Source organism: Alteromonas sp. C1M14 (genome assembly GCF_018860965.1).
In the GTDB taxonomy this organism is placed as follows: Bacteria; Pseudomonadota; Gammaproteobacteria; order Enterobacterales; family Alteromonadaceae; genus Alteromonas.
The window spans coordinates 761,197-777,031 of record NZ_JAHKQF010000015.1; the positions used below are offsets into that span (position 1 = coordinate 761,197).

Annotated in this window: 14 protein-coding genes; 12 read left to right on the plus strand and 2 right to left on the minus strand. The window is 46.8% G+C overall.

All coding sequences use genetic code 11. The annotated features are described in order from the left end of the window. From KO501_RS15635 to KO501_RS15665, 7 genes are all read left to right on the plus strand, one after another. Window positions 1-2,217, plus strand: coding sequence for an MMPL family transporter (locus KO501_RS15635; protein ID WP_216030585.1), 2,217 nt, complete (start codon window positions 1-3; stop codon window positions 2,215-2,217). Beyond that, window positions 2,214-3,452 (plus strand): NAD(P)/FAD-dependent oxidoreductase, encoded by a 1,239-nt coding sequence (locus KO501_RS15640; protein ID WP_216030586.1) that lies wholly within the window; start codon window positions 2,214-2,216, stop codon window positions 3,450-3,452. The genes KO501_RS15635 and KO501_RS15640 overlap by 4 nt, the downstream gene beginning before the upstream one ends. A gap of 122 nt (window positions 3,453-3,574) precedes the next feature. Then, window positions 3,575-4,021, plus strand: a complete 447-nt coding sequence (locus KO501_RS15645; protein ID WP_216030587.1) for a DUF3261 domain-containing protein — start codon at window positions 3,575-3,577, stop codon at window positions 4,019-4,021. Between the two features lie 2 nt (window positions 4,022-4,023). Further along, window positions 4,024-5,217, plus strand: a complete 1,194-nt coding sequence (locus tag KO501_RS15650; protein WP_216030588.1) for a beta-ketoacyl-ACP synthase — start codon at window positions 4,024-4,026, stop codon at window positions 5,215-5,217. Beyond that, entirely contained in the window at window positions 5,204-5,629 is a 426-nt protein-coding gene (locus KO501_RS15655; protein WP_216030589.1) for a 3-hydroxylacyl-ACP dehydratase, read from the plus strand. Before KO501_RS15650 ends, KO501_RS15655 begins: the two co-directional genes overlap by 14 nt. A 21-nt stretch (window positions 5,630-5,650) precedes the next feature. Next, window positions 5,651-6,376, plus strand: a complete 726-nt coding sequence (fabG, locus tag KO501_RS15660; protein WP_216030590.1) for a 3-oxoacyl-ACP reductase FabG — start codon at window positions 5,651-5,653, stop codon at window positions 6,374-6,376. Further along, on the plus strand, window positions 6,376-7,599 hold the full coding sequence (locus tag KO501_RS15665; protein ID WP_216030591.1) for a beta-ketoacyl-ACP synthase: 1,224 nt from the start codon (window positions 6,376-6,378) through the stop codon (window positions 7,597-7,599). The genes fabG and KO501_RS15665 overlap by 1 nt, the downstream gene beginning before the upstream one ends. A 46-nt stretch (window positions 7,600-7,645) precedes the next feature. Here the strand turns inward: KO501_RS15665 and KO501_RS15670 are convergent, their stop codons facing one another. Then, window positions 7,646-8,029, minus strand: coding sequence for a hypothetical protein (locus KO501_RS15670; protein ID WP_216030592.1), 384 nt, complete (start codon window positions 8,027-8,029; stop codon window positions 7,646-7,648). Between the two features lie 144 nt (window positions 8,030-8,173). On the opposite strand from KO501_RS15670, the gene KO501_RS15675 reads away from it, so the two are divergent. The 3 genes from KO501_RS15675 (at window position 8,174) to KO501_RS15685 (ending at window position 11,846) form a co-directional block, all read left to right on the plus strand. After that, a complete protein-coding gene (locus tag KO501_RS15675) occupies window positions 8,174-8,731 on the plus strand; it encodes a 4'-phosphopantetheinyl transferase superfamily protein (RefSeq protein WP_216030593.1) in 558 nt (185 codons plus the stop codon). A 233-nt stretch (window positions 8,732-8,964) separates the two neighbouring features. Next, window positions 8,965-11,157: a VTT domain-containing protein gene (locus KO501_RS15680; protein ID WP_216030594.1), complete on the plus strand. Its 2,193-nt coding sequence runs from the start codon at window positions 8,965-8,967 to the stop codon at window positions 11,155-11,157. Further along, window positions 11,145-11,846: an endonuclease/exonuclease/phosphatase family protein gene (locus KO501_RS15685; RefSeq protein ID WP_216030595.1), complete on the plus strand. Its 702-nt coding sequence runs from the start codon at window positions 11,145-11,147 to the stop codon at window positions 11,844-11,846. The genes KO501_RS15680 and KO501_RS15685 overlap by 13 nt, the downstream gene beginning before the upstream one ends. Window positions 11,847-11,862: 16 nt before the next feature. On the opposite strand, the gene KO501_RS15690 is transcribed toward KO501_RS15685, so the two are convergent. Further along, window positions 11,863-12,837, minus strand: coding sequence for a LysR family transcriptional regulator (locus KO501_RS15690; RefSeq protein WP_216030596.1), 975 nt, complete (start codon window positions 12,835-12,837; stop codon window positions 11,863-11,865). A gap of 791 nt (window positions 12,838-13,628) precedes the next feature. On the opposite strand from KO501_RS15690, the gene KO501_RS15695 reads away from it, so the two are divergent. Together KO501_RS15695 and KO501_RS15700 are read left to right on the plus strand one after the other, a co-directional pair. Next, the gene (locus tag KO501_RS15695; RefSeq protein ID WP_216030597.1) at window positions 13,629-14,450 is read left to right on the plus strand and encodes a sulfite exporter TauE/SafE family protein; all 822 of its coding nucleotides are present in this window, start codon (window positions 13,629-13,631) and stop codon (window positions 14,448-14,450) included. 32 nt (window positions 14,451-14,482) lie between these two features. Then, window positions 14,483-15,652, plus strand: coding sequence for a histidinol-phosphate transaminase (locus KO501_RS15700; protein WP_216030598.1), 1,170 nt, complete (start codon window positions 14,483-14,485; stop codon window positions 15,650-15,652). Window positions 15,653-15,835: the final 183 nt, after the last annotated feature.

Sequence of the window (15,835 nt, forward strand, 5' to 3'; positions counted from 1 at the left end):
ATGAAGCTTGGTCGAGGCCCATGGATTTATTTGATTTTAATAATCGGTTGCACGGTGTTTGCCGCCTACGATGTCATTACACAGCGCACCCAATACAATGCCGATATTCGCGCCGCTCTACCCGCGGCCAGTCATTCTCGCCAAGCTAACGCAGACCGCTATTTTTCTGCGCAGGCCATGCATCAAGGAATTATCTCTGTTCGTGCAGACAGCAATAAAACGCTGCTGTCAGCCATACATCAATACCTAGCTGAACACCATTTTGTGTCACAGCAGCAACCTGACAGACAACTGCAAACCTTGGCGCAATTTTACGCCCCTTATAGCCCGCTGATTACAAGTCCGCACTTTTCCCAAGCTCTACAAACATCGGCAAACTATTCTCGTTATTTTTATACTCGGCTTTCCGAAACCGCCTCGCCATTTGTATCAGCCTCAATGGCTTTAGATCCCACCCTCAATACGGCGGCGTTTCTTGCTTACATGACACAGCAAACCACCTTATTTAGCCTAGACAACGACAATCTGATTGTTAATGGTGAACGCGGCCCGCGGATTTTTATTTTCTTCGATTATCAGGGTCAAGAAAACACAGAAATTCAGCAATTTGATCACTTAGCTACTCACCTAAAACAATGGCAAATCTCGTATCCAAATGCTGATTTAATGTATTCTGGCGCCCCTTTTCACAATGCTGAAAACACCCAGCTAGCAAAGCAAGAAATGGCGCTATTTAGTACCCTTTCTTTGGTGATTCTTGTGGTGGTGATGGGCATCACATTCCGTAACCTTTATACCTTTATGTATATTCACTTATCGGTACTGGCTGCCATACTTGCCGGTTTTGGCGTGTTGCTGATGGTGTTTGCCACCGTACATGTTTTAGCTCTGGTCTTTGGTATTACCCTTATTGGTATCGCCGTTGACTATACTCTCCACGTTATCGCTCACCAAGATAGTGAGAAAAGCCCCTATCTGAAAACAATAAAGACAGCCATTTCCTTAGGTTTTGTTACCACGGTACTGGGATATTGCAGTTTCTTATTTACTGGGGTTTCAATGCTTATTCAGGTTGCGGTGTTTGTTGTGGCCGGATTAACGGCGGCGTGGGGGTTTGCCATGTGGATGGTGCCTGAGACGGCAACCCCCACCTTTAAAAACAGTGTACTTTTTCGGTTTTCGTTGCGCTATAACCGTGTTTTGTGTCAAGTTTCACCCCGTACCCTACTGACAATAAGTACACTGCTAATCATACTGGCATTGACTTACCTTCAGCCTCATTTTGTGCAATCACCCGCTGTACTTAATGCCAGTTCCGCCCAGCTAAAACAGCAGGAAGCCATTCACTATCAATACCTATTTGCCAATCAACAGCGCTACCTTGTACACGCTTCTTCAGCACAGCAGTATCTGGAAAAAGAAGCCAAACTTATTACGCAAATACAAACACACTATCCGAGCGCACGCTTCGATGCCATAAGCCTATGGCTCCCCCCGGTTTCCCAGCAATTGAAAAATCGGCAACATTGGCAGCAGGCGGTAAACACGGGCACTTTTTCTCCTGTTAGCGAATGGGTATCCGCGCCCATTCCTGCTCTCCCTGAGACACTGCTAAGGCCTAGTGATTTTACACGCCCCCCGTTAAGCACCCTCTATGATAGTCATATCTATGAACAGTCAGATGGGGTAACTGGGTGGTTTTCTGTCACCTTAGCGCCGGAAGCGGCATTCAGCGCCTCTTTGGATCTCGAGGAAGGGGTGAAATACGACAAAGTGCTTATCTTGTCTCAAGCGATGGCTAGCCTTATTCATCATGTAGCAATGATTGCCCTAATAACCCTTGGTATTATCTGTGTGGTTATTTTTGCCCGCCATGGAATAGGCCGCGCGCTGTTATCTCTTATTGTCCTTGTTAATATTGTTGGCGGCGCACTACTTGTAAGCTTTAGCATTGACGCCATGCTCACCTTATTTCATCTGCTTGCCGTGATGTTAATTCTTGCTCTTGCCGCCGACTATCTTATTTTTTATTTAAGTCAGGGCCGTGAGCCCAATACCCAGTTTGCCATCACACTGTCGGGCATAACCTCCCTAAGTGTGTTTGGCGTATTAGTCTTCAGTCAAACACCGGCTATCCACCAGCTAGGATTGACTGTCTTAACTGGCGTGCTGCTCACGCTCATTTTAACGCCACTTGTGACAAAGGAATTTACGTGACTACAGAGGATTATGATGTAGTAATTATTGGCGCAGGCCCAGCCGGCGCTTTGGCGGGAAGTTTGTTAGCCCAGGCGGGTTGGCGGGTGTTGGCATTAGAGAAATCCCACTTTCCCCGTTTCAGCATTGGTGAAAGCTTGCTACCCCAAAGTATGGTGTATTTAGAGGCGGCTGGATTTACTGACCGCTTACATGCCCATGCCAAAGACCTCGGGTTTCAGTTTAAAGACGGTGCAGCATTTGCCAAAAATGGGCATCAAACTCATTTTAACTTTAATCAGAAGTTCACGCCGGGGCCGGGCACCACTTACCAAGTAAAACGCGCTGCCTTCGATAAATTATTGGCCGATGAAGCCCAAAATAAAGGCTTAAACATTCGATTTGGCCATCAGGTTACCCGTGTTGAACTTTCCGATAACAAACAACTGCTTGATGTGAATGGCGACGCTGGAGATTACAAAGTCTCAGCGCAATTCGTATTGGATGCCAGCGGCTTTGGACGAGTACTGCCTCGACTTCTAGATCTTCATCGTCCCAGCTCTCAGCCCACCAGAAAGGCCATATTCACCCACGTAGAAGACAACATTTCAGATCCGAGCTTTGATCGTAACAAGATCCTCATTTCGGTACATCCACAACATGAAGATATTTGGTATTGGCTGATTCCTTTTTCTGACGGCACCTGTAGCCTAGGTGTGGTAGGGCTAAGTGAGCAAATCCAAAGTCAGAACTCCCCCTTAGCCACATTGCAGCGTTTTGTTGCACAATCAGATAATCTGCAGCCTTTGTTAGCGAATGCACAATGGCAACAAGAAGCAAAAACCTTGGGAGGATACAGCGCGAGCGTTTGTTCTCTTCATGGCAAAGGCTACGCATTACTTGGCAATGCCGGTGAATTTTTAGATCCTGTTTTTTCCTCTGGCGTGACCATCGCGTTGCATTCTGCTTCACTCATCGCGCCATTAGTGGATCGAATTTTACACGGAGAGTCTGTGGATTTAGAAAAAGAGTATGCCGAGCCGTTAAAACAAGGCATTGATTGTTTCCGCACCTTTGTGAATGCGTGGTACACCGGTGAATTTCAAACAGTTATCTTTTCTGCTGCCCAGCAGGACAAGGTGCGCGACATGATTTCATCCATTTTAGCTGGCTATGCGTGGGATACAACAAACCCTTATGTCGCCCAAAGTGAACGCCGACTCCGGGTGCTTCACAGTGTATGTAAAGAGCTGTGATCATGGGCCGATCCTCTGTACTTCTTGTGTTCCTAATCAGCCTCAGCCTTCTTTCAGGCTGTATAAGTACTCCAATTTCACACAACACCGAGAATAAGGTTAGCCTAAGTGACGGGATCTATTTGCAACTCTCTGCTCCCCCGGCGTCACTGTGGGGGACAAGCCGTGCAGAGCTGCTTACCGCTTATTACAACAACACAACAAAACAGGCCGTGGTGCAAACCGAATTTAGCGAAGGGCGTATTGTCATTGCTGCCTTTACCTTATCTGGCGTACCCATTATGACCATGGTTTGGCAACCAACAGTAGGAACAACCGCGAAAACCTATTTTGAGGTGGAAAATTTAACCCCATCCTTTATTATTGCCGACCTTCAACTGGCGCTATGGCCTGAAGCCGTTCTTAACGCGCATATAGAAGGCACGGAGGTAGCGGTGCATCTAGCCGGTGATAGCCGCGCAGTCACCCAGGCTGGCAAGGCTGTCGTACACATAAAGAAGAGCGGGGATACGATCTTTATCTCACATATCGATAAAGGCTATGAAATTTCGTTGGAGACCATTAAGTAACGATGCCTATTACTCTGGAGACATTGGGAGTGGTTTGCTCACTGGGCGCAGACAGTACCCGTGTGCGTGACAAGCTCACCGCCCCCGACCACAAGCCTGTCCATTTAACTTGCAATAGCCAATGGCATGTTGAGAAGCATCCGATGTGGGTGGGCGAAGTGACAGCCCCTTTACCTCCTATGCAGGCTATCCCAAGCTGTCACCAATCCAGAAATAACCAACTTGCCTTGGCTGCCTACCAGCAAATTTCCCATTCTGTAGATAGCTGGAAAGCCCAGCATTCATCCCAACGGCTTGGGGTGATCATTGGCACCAGTACATCCGGTATTGCCAGCGGTGAAAGTGCTGTAGCGCATTTTCTTCAACAGCAACATTGGCCCCATGGCTTCCACTACAGTAAGCAGGAAATGTCAGCCCCCGCCGATTTTCTTGCCTATTTGAGTGATGCAAAAGGTCCTGTGTATTCCGTATCTACAGCGTGTACATCCGGAGCCAAAGCCTTAGCTAGCGCTCGCGCTCTTATTAGCGCCGGCATCATTGACGCGGCCATTTGCGGCGGCGTAGATAGCTTAAGCGGATTGCCGATAAATGGCTTTAGCGCCTTAGAAGCCGTATCAAAAGGAATATGTCGCCCCTTCGATGCCCACCGTGATGGGATTAATTTAGGCGAAGGAGCCGCGCTATTTTTTATGACTAAAAACCCCCAAGGGATCGCATTATCTGGCGTCGGTGAATCATCGGACGCCTACCACATCTCTAGCCCTCATCCTGAAGGCGCCGGCGCCCAAGCCGCCATGAACAGTGCACTGCGAGACGCAGACTGCCGAGCTAAGGATATAAGCTATTTAAATCTTCACGGTACCGCTACGGTTAAAAATGATGAGATGGAATCCGCTGCGGTAGCCCGCGTGTTTAGTGCAGGGGTGCCTTGTAGTTCAACTAAACACCTTACCGGCCATACATTAGGTGCCGCCGGTGCCTTAGAAGCGGCCTTTTGCTGGCTATTGATGAAAAGCGAACAACAACAGGTTCAGCTACCGAGAAATCATACCCGTTGTGGAGATCCTAATTTACCGGCACTTGACTTGGTCGAGACCCAAACGGTAACCCAACCCAAATACTGTATGTCGAACTCCTTCGCCTTTGGCGGTAATAACATCAGTTTAATTCTGGAGCATGTATATGACAGCGTATGAAGTAGAAGACGTGCTGACTCATGAAGCCCCGATGATCCTTATTAATCGGTTGCATTCCTATACCGAAGAATCCGCCCAGTGTGAAGTTAGCATCAGTGAAACATCGCCATTTTTTGATCCCACCCTTAATGGTGTACCCTCTCATATTGGCATTGAATATATGGCTCAAACCATTGCCGCGTTTGCTGGTGCCAATGATTTAGATGCGGGTAGAGAAAAAAAGGTCGGTTTTCTATTGGGGTCACGCAAATACAACAGTACAATTCCCGTTTATAAAAACGGCTGTTCACTGCAGGTTACTGTTCAACGTTTATTCCAAGAAGAAAGTGGGCTTGGGGTTTTCGATTGCCACATTACACTATCGGAAAACCGGGTGAGTTCGGCCAAAGTGAATGTCTTTCAGCCCGTTTGACCAACATAAGCGAAGAATCGAATGAATAAAAGAGTACTAGTCACAGGCTCAAGCCGAGGCATTGGTAAAGCCATTGCCCTTCGCCTTGCCAGCGCTGGATTCGATATCGCCCTACACTGTCGACAACGTAGGGAGCAAGCTGAAGCGGTGAAACAAGCCATCGAAGGAATGGGAAGAACCGCCACCGTATTGCAATTTGATGTCTGTGATCGAGAACAAACCCAACAGGCCATCGTTGCCGATATAGACGCCAACGGCCCCTATTATGGTGTGGTCTGCAACGCCGGTACCACCCGCGACATGGCCTTCCCCGCCATGGAAGGAGACGATTGGGATAGCGTAATCAAGACCGGACTAGAAGGTTTTTATAACGTTATTCATCCTACCACTATGCCCATGGTACGCGCTAAGCAAGGGGGCAGAATCGTCACCATGTCTTCGGTATCGGGGATTGCCGGAAACCGCGGTCAGGTTAATTACAGTGCTGCCAAAGCCGGGGTAATAGGTGCAACCAAAGCGCTAGCGTTGGAATTAGCTAAGCGCAAGATCACCGTAAATTGTGTGGCACCCGGGCTCATTGAAACGGAAATGACCGCAGATTTACCCACCGATGAAATCTTAAAAATGGTACCACTTAGACGAATAGGAAGTGTCAATGAGGTTGCCAGCACCGTAAACTTCCTGATGTCTGACGAAGCGGCTTATATTACTCGCCAAGTGATTTCAGTGAACGGAGGCTTGATATAATGAAACGGGTTGTAATCACCGGCACATCAGCGGTAACCGCATTAGGAGATAGTTGGTCGGCGTTTTCCCATGGCTTGCGCGCAGAAAAAAATGCCGTACAAGTGATGCCGGAATGGGGGTTTATTGATGGCATGCAAACCCGTTTAGCGGCCCCCGTCACCGACTTTGTGGTGCCTTCTCATTATAAACGCAAAAAAATCCGTTCTATGGGACGTGTATCACTGATGTCTACCCGGGCCACAGAAATCGCACTGGAAGCAGCTGGACTGTTAAACACCGATACCCTCACTAATGGTGATACGGGCATTGCTTATGGTTCTTCCACCGGCTCAACAACACCGCTTAAAGCCTTCGGTAACATGATGAACACCGGCGAGATGAGCGGCGTAACAGCCACCAGCTATATACAAATGATGGCCCATACAGCCCCGGTCAATATAGGTGTATTTTTTTCAGTTAAAGGCCGTATTATTACCACCAGTTCAGCGTGTACCTCTGGCTCCCAAGGTATTGGCTATGCCTACGAAGCCATTAAATTTGGTCGGCAAAAGGTCATGATAGCCGGCGGAGCCGAAGAGCTTTGCGCCACTGAGGCCGCGGTGTTCGACACCCTCTTTGCCACTAGCTTAAAAAATGACACGCCAGAATTAACGCCCCGCCCTTTTGATGCCAACCGCGACGGATTGGTTATCGGAGAAGGCGCTTGCACCTTTATCCTCGAAGAGTTGACCCATGCCCAAGCACGAGGAGCGAAAATACTAGGCGAAGTTGTGGGCTTTGGATGCAACTCTGACGGCGATCATATTACGCAACCGCAATCTCATATGATGGAGCGGGTAATGAAAGACGCCATGACAGATGCGGGCATTGACGCCAGTGACATTGGCTACGTTAATGCACACGGCACGGCAACCCAAATTGGTGATATTGCCGAGACAACTGCCACCAAAAATGCACTTGGATATAAACCAATCAGCTCATTAAAAAGTTACCTAGGGCATACCCTTGGAGCCTGTGGAGCCATAGAAGCCTGGGCAAGTATCAACATGATGAACGATGGGTGGTTCGCACCTACCATCAACCTAAACACCCTTGATGAGCAATGTGCGGATCTTGATTATCTGGGATCAGGCGGGCGCAAAATAGACACCGGTTATGTTATGTCAAACAACTTTGCGTTTGGCGGCATCAATACGTCACTGATTTTAAAACGCTGGCATTAAAAAAGGCTGCCCATACCTGGCAGCCTTAAAATAAACGCCCATTGGCTCAGTCAGCCATCGAGGCATATCTCAATATTTCAGCCTCTAAAAATGCAATCCATTTGTTATAGTTTCGATGAATTTCATTATCATCGCCGTCGTAGTCTAAGTTTTTGCTATCGACATAACGAATAGAGAAACCATTAGTCGAATAAGGTATACGTATTTTTGCATAATGGCTACGCACGTATATTTCACCAATGACTTCTTGGGCATCAGCACTCACCACACGCCAGCGCTTATAATTTAGGGCTTGTTCAATTGCCTGCTTTGCCTTTTCGCTGGTCAGTGGTTGATAGAATTTCACATCATCAGCGTTATACAGTGGCTGCCCTGTCATACACGCCGTTAGCGCAACAACAGAAAAAAGAAAAAATAGCTTCCTTAACATTTTTCGTTTCCTCAATATAATATGACCCTCAAGTTTAATTCATTGGCAGATTAACGAACAGTGTTACTTTACGTTTCTCCCTCTCCACCTATATTGCCCTTATTTGTTTTTGCCTACCCAAGGCAACAGGAGCAGGCGAACTTAATGAATTGGCTTTCCCCCCAAGAACATGAGCAAGGTTTACAGCGTCGACATCCGAATAAACGAACGGAATTTATTTTCAGTCGGGCGCTAATAAAAAAGCAGTTGGGCATGACACAGCACCAAGCTAGCACCAGTACGCTAAAGTTAGAGAAGCACTTTTTAGTTTGCACAACCCTACCTGATACAGCCATTAGTCTCTCCCATAGCCACGGTCTTTTAGCCTTTTGTATTTATGATCCTAATCGGTTTCATATTGGTGTGGATGTCGAGTTGCAAAAACCACGGCAAAATTTCGCCGACTTAAGCGGTGTCTTTCATGAATCCGAATGCAGTGACGAGAGTGACCTGTTTTATTTACGGTGGACAGCAAAAGAAGCCCTCGCCAAAGCCCTATCTTTACCGCTAACTCAAATGCTCCCTCTTCCGGTAGCGGAAGTGTTATCCAAGCACGGCGTTAGCTTAAGCTCGGGGTTGTTCGGTAACCATCGCTGGTCAGTGGCCATGCCCGCCGATTCGTTCAACGAGATACGGATACATTCGCTTACTCTCCCCGAGTAAAACATCCCCCATCCCACTCGGAAATTTCTACACATCACACCGCAAACTTTCCCCAGTTCCTTTTCATCGGCTGTTACTAGCTTATCAGAAACACCCATCAACCCCCTTAATTTCAATGCCTTACAGAGTTTCTCATTGGTTTTTTTTCTGTGGAATAATTCCTGCAGCGGTAAGTGATGGTAAGACCAAGACTATTTACTGATCTCATTGTGGGGTTGGCATGAGGAGGAACAATGTCAGCATCTGGCTCGATATTTAAGGAAGGAGAAAACTGCTGGGTAACCAGTGAGGCAAGTTACGCCACTCCATTAATTGATTGCGCAAATTATTATTTGGCCCTGCATCAAGCCATTATAAAAGCAAAACACAGCATATTTATTGTCGGCTGGGACATAGACAGCCGCATTCGTTTGCTCCGTGGTAAAGATGAAGCTCAGTCTGACGCGCCCTCAGTTGTCAGTGATTTGTTGGCATGGAAAGCAGAGCAAAACCCAGATATCAAAATCTACTTATTACGCTGGGACTCCTCCTTGGCGTTTTTTGCCCAGCGGGAAATGTGGGCAAAAGAAGTGTGGGATGAAAAGACACCCGATAACGTCCGCACCGAACTTGATGACACCATCCCGATGGGAGGCAGTCAGCACCAGAAAATAGTGGTCATTGATGACGAATTGGTATTTTCCGGTGGTATGGACATTTCCACCAACCGGTGGGACACCCGGGATCATCCCGTAGAAAGCGCTGAACGCGAAGGTCCTGATGGCAGCTACTCGCCCTTGCATGACGTACAAATCGTGTCCGCTGGTCCGGTGGTACAGCGTTTCAGCGAACTGGTACGCTGGCGTTGGTTGCGGGTGGCGGAAGATAATCCGGTGACCATTCGTGAAACGGCAAAAAATGCCATTGATGATCCCCTTCCCGAGGCCTGGCCTGATAGTTTTGAACCTTGGTTTAAGCAAGCAGAGTGTGCATTGGCACGCACGATCCCTTTTATGGACGAAGTGGAACCTGTGCAAGAGGTTCGTCATATGTTGCTTGACCTTATTAGCCAAGCAGAACGGGTTATTTATATTGAAAACCAGTTTACCTCCCGCAACGAGATTGCCGAAGCCTTAAACCGACGCTTAAAACAAAAGCCGGAACTTAATGTCATTATTGTCAGTTCCTATGAACCAAAGGGTAAATTTGAATGTGAGGCATTTTGGGCTGGGCGAATAGGGTTTAAAAAAATTCTGATGGAAGGGATCAGTGATGATCGCGTCGTGATGTCATATTCTTCTATTACCGACGAATTTGGCCGTCACGCATCTAAGCGTATCCATTCCAAAGTCATGACAATTGACGACAAATACTTAGTCATTGGCTCATCAAACATCAGTAACCGTTCTATGTCTTTAGACACGGAAATCGATATGGTCTTGCACGGGAATACCGAGCACAACCGTAACCACATAGCAAAAGTAAGAAATGACCTACTGGCAGAACATAGCAACCGTACCCTTGAGGCGGTTTCATCATTGATGAGGGAAAAGCAGCCGGCGCGAGCCTTGATGGAAGGTCAACTGGCCCACGGTTATGTGTTAACCCAATTGCGCGATGAGATATTCACCGATCAAGCCTCGGGTAAAAACTTTTTCTCGTCTCTCTCAGATCCTGAAGAACCCCTTATTCCCCCGTTACCCACTCCCGGAGGAAGCATTATGCCAATAAGAAATCCACGTCGACGGACAATCATGATAGGCATCGGGGTACTCACTGTGGCGGTTTTCGCTGCACTATTGTTAACCGCCAGCCATTTTATTCCATGGTTATCCACCGACAACATCAATGCCTTTTTAGAGGAAAGCAGAGGTACCTATTTTGCCCTCCCCACGGTGTTATTGGTTTACGTGGTAGGTGGCTTCTTTTTCTTCCCCGTCACCGTGATGTCTTTAGCGGTGTCTGCCATTTTCGGTCCTATTTGGGGGCCCCTCTATGGCATCCTTGGCGCGCTGTTAAGCTCTGCCTGTATGTTTGCCATTGGCAAACTGGGAGGCAACGCGGGATTACGTAAAATAGGTGGCCCGAAAGTAGAAGCGGTGGACAATAAACTGAAATCGAGTGGCATTGTTGGGGTCGCCGCCATTCGAATGTTACCCATTGCGCCTTTTAGTTTGGTTAATCTAGTGGCGGGGATCTCCTCCATCGGCATCTTACAATTTCTCATCGGAACCTTCCTTGGCATGTTTCCGCCAATGATTGCCAAAGGGTTAGTGGGCGACTCAATCACTCAAATTTTTCGCAACCCATCACCAGAAACCATTTCCTATTTAGTGGGCGGTATTATTCTGTGGGGATTAATGATTTGGGGTTCACAGAAAATAGCAAAACGCTATCAAGCACGTAAACAAGCAAAAAAGACGAAGGCAGATGAATGTGTCGCATAATTACGTACAACATCCATAGTGGTGTAGGCCAAGACAAGAAGCATGACTATCGCCGTATTGGGAACTATTTAGCGGCGCAGAACGCCGATATTGTCTTGCTTCAAGAGATGGATACCCGTTCTGATATCAGAGATACCCAGACCGACATCAATAATATCTGTGCAGGTAAGGTCTTTGAGCTAGTTGCCTCTCCTGCGGTTTTTACCAAATGGGGCTGGTATGGCAATGCGGTACTCAGTCGTTACCCCATAATAAGTAATCGTACCCTAGATGTAAGCTACCAAGGCGTGGAACCGCGAAATATTCAAACCGTTGAGGTGGCCACGCCGCGTGGCCCATTAACGGTAATCAACACCCACAAAGGGTTGAAAAAAAGAGAGCGACGCTCCCAGTTTGCTCAGCTTCACGACTACATCGGCGAGATCCAACAGCACGCTTCCGCTCCGATTTTACTTGGTGGCGACTTTAACGAATGGCAATTTTTCACCCATGCGTTTCGCAGCATCGACAAGGTGTTGGCTCAGCACAAAGTGGGCGCAACCTTTCCTAGTCGATTTCCGCTGTTTTCACTAGATAGAGTTTGGACATCCTCAGATATCCAAGTCAAGCGTGTGAAAAAGCTTAAAAATAGCCAAACAAAAACCCTATCAGATCACTTACCTGTACTGGTAGACATTGCGCTGCCATAAGCACCTTCGATTCGGATTATGCACATACCGCATTAGGATGGGTAAATTGCATTTTTCCGCGCCAGTGATCAAGCGCTTGTTCTTGATGGGTAGCTCGGCGGATAACATCCTGCATTTTTATACACGCGTCTGTCATCGCCTTGCTTCGATTGGTGGCCATCAACACTTGCCGACGCATTTCAGGTTGTTCTATTTTTAACGCTTTCACCAGCCCGCTTTCTTCAAGATGAAATATGGCTGAAGAAGGTAAAATCATGGCACTGTCGCTTTGTAATAGCTGTCTAAGTCCCGTCATAAGCTGCCCGGAATACGCATTATTATGTTTAAGCGCAACCCCAGTAACATTTTCATAATGAGTGATAAGCTTTCCAAGGGCATCCCGAGGGCCAGGCGTTAACAAATCAAATTGACTGAGTTCCCAGAAATTAATGCTTGTGCGATCTTTTAGTTGTCGGTAGACCCCAGACTGGGGATGGGTACCAATAACCAAATACATATACTCTTCAATAAGAGGCTCACACAGCATTGCCAACGAATCAACGTCTTGTTCGTAAGTAATCGCAATATCAATATCATTGTTTTCCAACCAACCGCGTACGGTATAGGATGGGCCGGTACTGATATCCATTTTAAGTTTATTGCCAGCTTGCTTCACTTCCGAAATCAGTGTCATAGATAGGACGTTACCAATGGAAGGCAACATGCCTACACGCACGTTTCCGGATTGTTCTAAAATCAGTTGCTGAATATCCACTTTAGCGGCGTTGATTTCATCCACTAAACGACGGGCATGTGTGGCGAATATGGTTCCCGCACTAGTGAGTGTGACACCTTTGAAACTGCGTTCAAATAGCGGTGTACCCATTTCTCTCTCTAGGTTTCCAAGTTGTTGACTGATGGCCGGCTGGGCTATATCAAGCTCCCGCGAAGCTGCTGCGATACTTCCTTTCTGCAAAGTGACGAGGAAGTATTGTAGTTGCTTAGAGTTCATGTCACCCCTTCTCTTGATGATTGACGAATGTACTTTTCTGTCGTTGCGGTGCTTTTTTGTACTTTTTATTAGCAATAATTTTTGACTATCTGTCAAAGTGTAACTCTCTATTTTGAAAGCAATTTACATTCCACATTAGACAAAATATAACCAGCAAGCATGTAAATCAAATGTTACGCAGTCGTGAGCACAAAAATCATCTTCACAAAGAAAAATTTCATTACTATATGATTATTAGTATTTTTTGTGCCCCCTAAACATTTTTCTTATACCCCTATATATTCTTTTTTCTTCCAAGATATAGCTATATTTTTTTAATCTCTACGCACTTGGTAGTAAAGGCTTCGCGCAAGGCTTCTTTGGAAGTATGCCTTTTTATGGTGCTGCCATGGCCCATTTTTGGGCGTTGATGTTGCTTAGCAACCCTGTAGTCACTCAAAAATACCAATGACAATCCATTGGTGGACACAGAAGAATTCGGCCAAGAATTCTTTCTTTGATTTAGGAGGCGCTTAACCTATTACCGGTAGCCTTCCATTGAGTGCAGGAGCGCGGAACCGGTTCAACAATTCCCCTGATAATTATCCGAGTTAGGAGACAGTTGTTGTGGCGAGCTCTACGTTGCTGAGCCTTGTGATCTAGGGAGGTGCACTACTGCACCAAGCTGGTTTTCACCTTCTAGGAAGAACAACTGAGGTTAAGGATAACAAGTATCGTCGGCCTTCGAGTCGACATTAATTTGCGCAGTCATTGCGTACGTCCGAAATGTTAATATGTGGAGTTCTGCAACTATGGAAATTGAGTTGGTCTGGTTTGTTCTAACGTTGTGCGCAGCAGGTGCAATTGCTGGCATAACCTCAGGCCTGTTTGGAAATGGCGGTGGCTTTGTCGTGGTTCCCGCACTGTCTATTGTCTTCCCATTTTTCGTCCCCGATTCGGACGAAATTGTTAAAGTTGCGATTGGTACATCCCTCGCCTCTATTGTCGTTTCAAGTTTACGATCGGTGATTGCGCACAAAGCCAAAGGGGCGGTGGATTTTGAAGTACTAAAATCTTGGTCTATCTGGATTGTACTGGGTGTTATTGGTGGTTTATTAATTGCTGAAAACACCAGTGCTGGCGGGCTGAAAATCGTTTTTGCTGCCGGCGTCCTTGTCTACTCAATTTATTTCTTATTTCCCGATTTAGTGGTACGTCCCGGCGTCTACTTCTCCATGCCTAAAGGTATAGGTCGTGCCTCGCTGGCTTTTGTGCTTGGTGGTTTTTCCGCATTACTCGGCATTGGTGGAGGAACACCCACTGTAATCACCATGGTTATGTGTAAACGCTCTATCCAGCAAGCTGTGGCCACCGCCGCAGGAGTTGGTTTTTTAATCGGTCTACCCGGCGCGTTGGGCTTCTTACTCATGCGTCATTCAGAGGAAGCGGCTCTTCCTTTTGGAACCGTAGGTTACGTTAATCTGCCTGCCCTAGTAGCCATCAGTATTGGCTCTATTATGACAGCGCCAATCGGGGCAAATATGGCCCACAGCTTCAGCGAAAAAATGCTTAAGCGATTATTTGGTATTTATCTTGTCATCGTGTCCCTTGGCATGTTCTACAAAGCCATGTAATTCATCATCTTCGATAAAAACAGGAAAAAATAATGACTTATAACCCGTCCAGAAGAACATTTTTAGGTGGAAGTTTAGCCGCTACTGCCGCCAGTGCATCGGGTATTATCACCCCTGCCAGTTTCGCGGCTGGCCCAGCAATGGCAACTCCAGAGGTTATGTATGGACCCAAAGCCAGTGTGGCCAAACTAAACGCCAATGAAAACCCTTATGGCCCTAGCCCAGCAGCGCTTAAAGCCATTGCTCATGCCTCTTCTACCGGCGGCGCATACTACGCTTATGAAGCGGGCATGTATCTTACGGACATGATCGCCGAAAAATACAGTTTGTCCCCGAAGAATATTTCCGTTACCGCCGGATCTAGCCTTATTCTTGCGTTTGCTGCTTTTGCTGCCACCAGCAAGGGTGTGATCCTAGGCCCAGATTTATTCTGGGATACCACGTCAAAAGCGCCAATTAGTCAAGGTGGGCCAGAAATCAAACGCGTCCCCAATACTGCCGGTCTGGATATTGATCTCGACGCCATGTACAACGCCATCGACGATAATGTGGCCATGGTCCATATTTGTAACCCGAATAACCCCACGGGTAAAATTCTTGATACCGCAAAATTACGTGAATTTTGTATTAAGGCATCGAAGAAAACCTTGGTCTTGGTGGATGAAGCTTACAATGAGCTAATCCAAGATGGACCAAAACATTCCATGATCCCGCTGATCAAAGAAGGTCACAATATCATTGTGGCACGTACCTTCTCTAAAATTTATGGTCTAGCCGGTATGCGTGTTGGGTACATGCTAGGCTCAGAAGAAAATATCGAATTTATTAATCGTTATGGTCTTGGCGGCTACTCATTAAACCAAGCAGGTCTTGCTGCCGCTATTGCTAGCTATAACGATGAAGCTTTTAAAGATTTTTCTCGGGACAAAGTGACTGAGGCAAAAGGCATGATCATGGAAGCGGTAAAAGCGAACGGTTTAACCGCCATTCCGTCTAGCACTAACTTCGTGTTTGTCAATCTCGGCGAAAATGGCAGTGCCAATGCTTTTCGTGCCGCCATGGAAGAACAAAGTGTACTTATCCGCGGACAATATCGTAGCTACACACCGTGGTCACGGGTGAGCACAGGCCGTATTGAACATGTAAAAATGTACGTCGACGCCATGCCTAAGGCATTGGAAGCCATGTACAAGATGGCGTAAATTTAACATGAAACACAGGGCTTCTGTTCCTTGAAGCCCTTCTCCCTGCCCCAATTTGTCACATAAATCCAACTAATGACTAAGTGACAAACACGACTTGTCATACTTGTATTAATTTTTTGTTCCCTTTCCTTTCATTACTGAAATTCTTGTCTATAACTAAAATATCCAATCTCAAATAGC

Bases quoted from the DNA above. Each gene is read 5' to 3' on its own strand.
- KO501_RS15635 (WP_216030585.1), top strand. From the start codon at position 1: ATGAAGCTTGGTCGAGGCCCATGGATTTATTTGATTTTAATAATCGGT.
- KO501_RS15650 (WP_216030588.1), top strand. From the start codon at position 4,024: ATGCCTATTACTCTGGAGACATTGGGAGTGGTTTGCTCACTGGGCGCA.
- KO501_RS15655 (WP_216030589.1), top strand. From the start codon at position 5,204: ATGACAGCGTATGAAGTAGAAGACGTGCTGACTCATGAAGCCCCGATG.
- fabG (WP_216030590.1), top strand. From the start codon at position 5,651: ATGAATAAAAGAGTACTAGTCACAGGCTCAAGCCGAGGCATTGGTAAA.
- KO501_RS15665 (WP_216030591.1), top strand. From the start codon at position 6,376: ATGAAACGGGTTGTAATCACCGGCACATCAGCGGTAACCGCATTAGGA.
- KO501_RS15670 (WP_216030592.1), bottom strand. From the start codon at position 8,029: ATGTTAAGGAAGCTATTTTTTCTTTTTTCTGTTGTTGCGCTAACGGCG.
- KO501_RS15675 (WP_216030593.1), top strand. From the start codon at position 8,174: ATGAATTGGCTTTCCCCCCAAGAACATGAGCAAGGTTTACAGCGTCGA.
- KO501_RS15680 (WP_216030594.1), top strand. From the start codon at position 8,965: ATGTCAGCATCTGGCTCGATATTTAAGGAAGGAGAAAACTGCTGGGTA.
- KO501_RS15685 (WP_216030595.1), top strand. From the start codon at position 11,145: ATGTGTCGCATAATTACGTACAACATCCATAGTGGTGTAGGCCAAGAC.
- KO501_RS15690 (WP_216030596.1), bottom strand. From the start codon at position 12,837: ATGAACTCTAAGCAACTACAATACTTCCTCGTCACTTTGCAGAAAGGA.
- KO501_RS15695 (WP_216030597.1), top strand. From the start codon at position 13,629: ATGGAAATTGAGTTGGTCTGGTTTGTTCTAACGTTGTGCGCAGCAGGT.
- KO501_RS15700 (WP_216030598.1), top strand. From the start codon at position 14,483: ATGACTTATAACCCGTCCAGAAGAACATTTTTAGGTGGAAGTTTAGCC.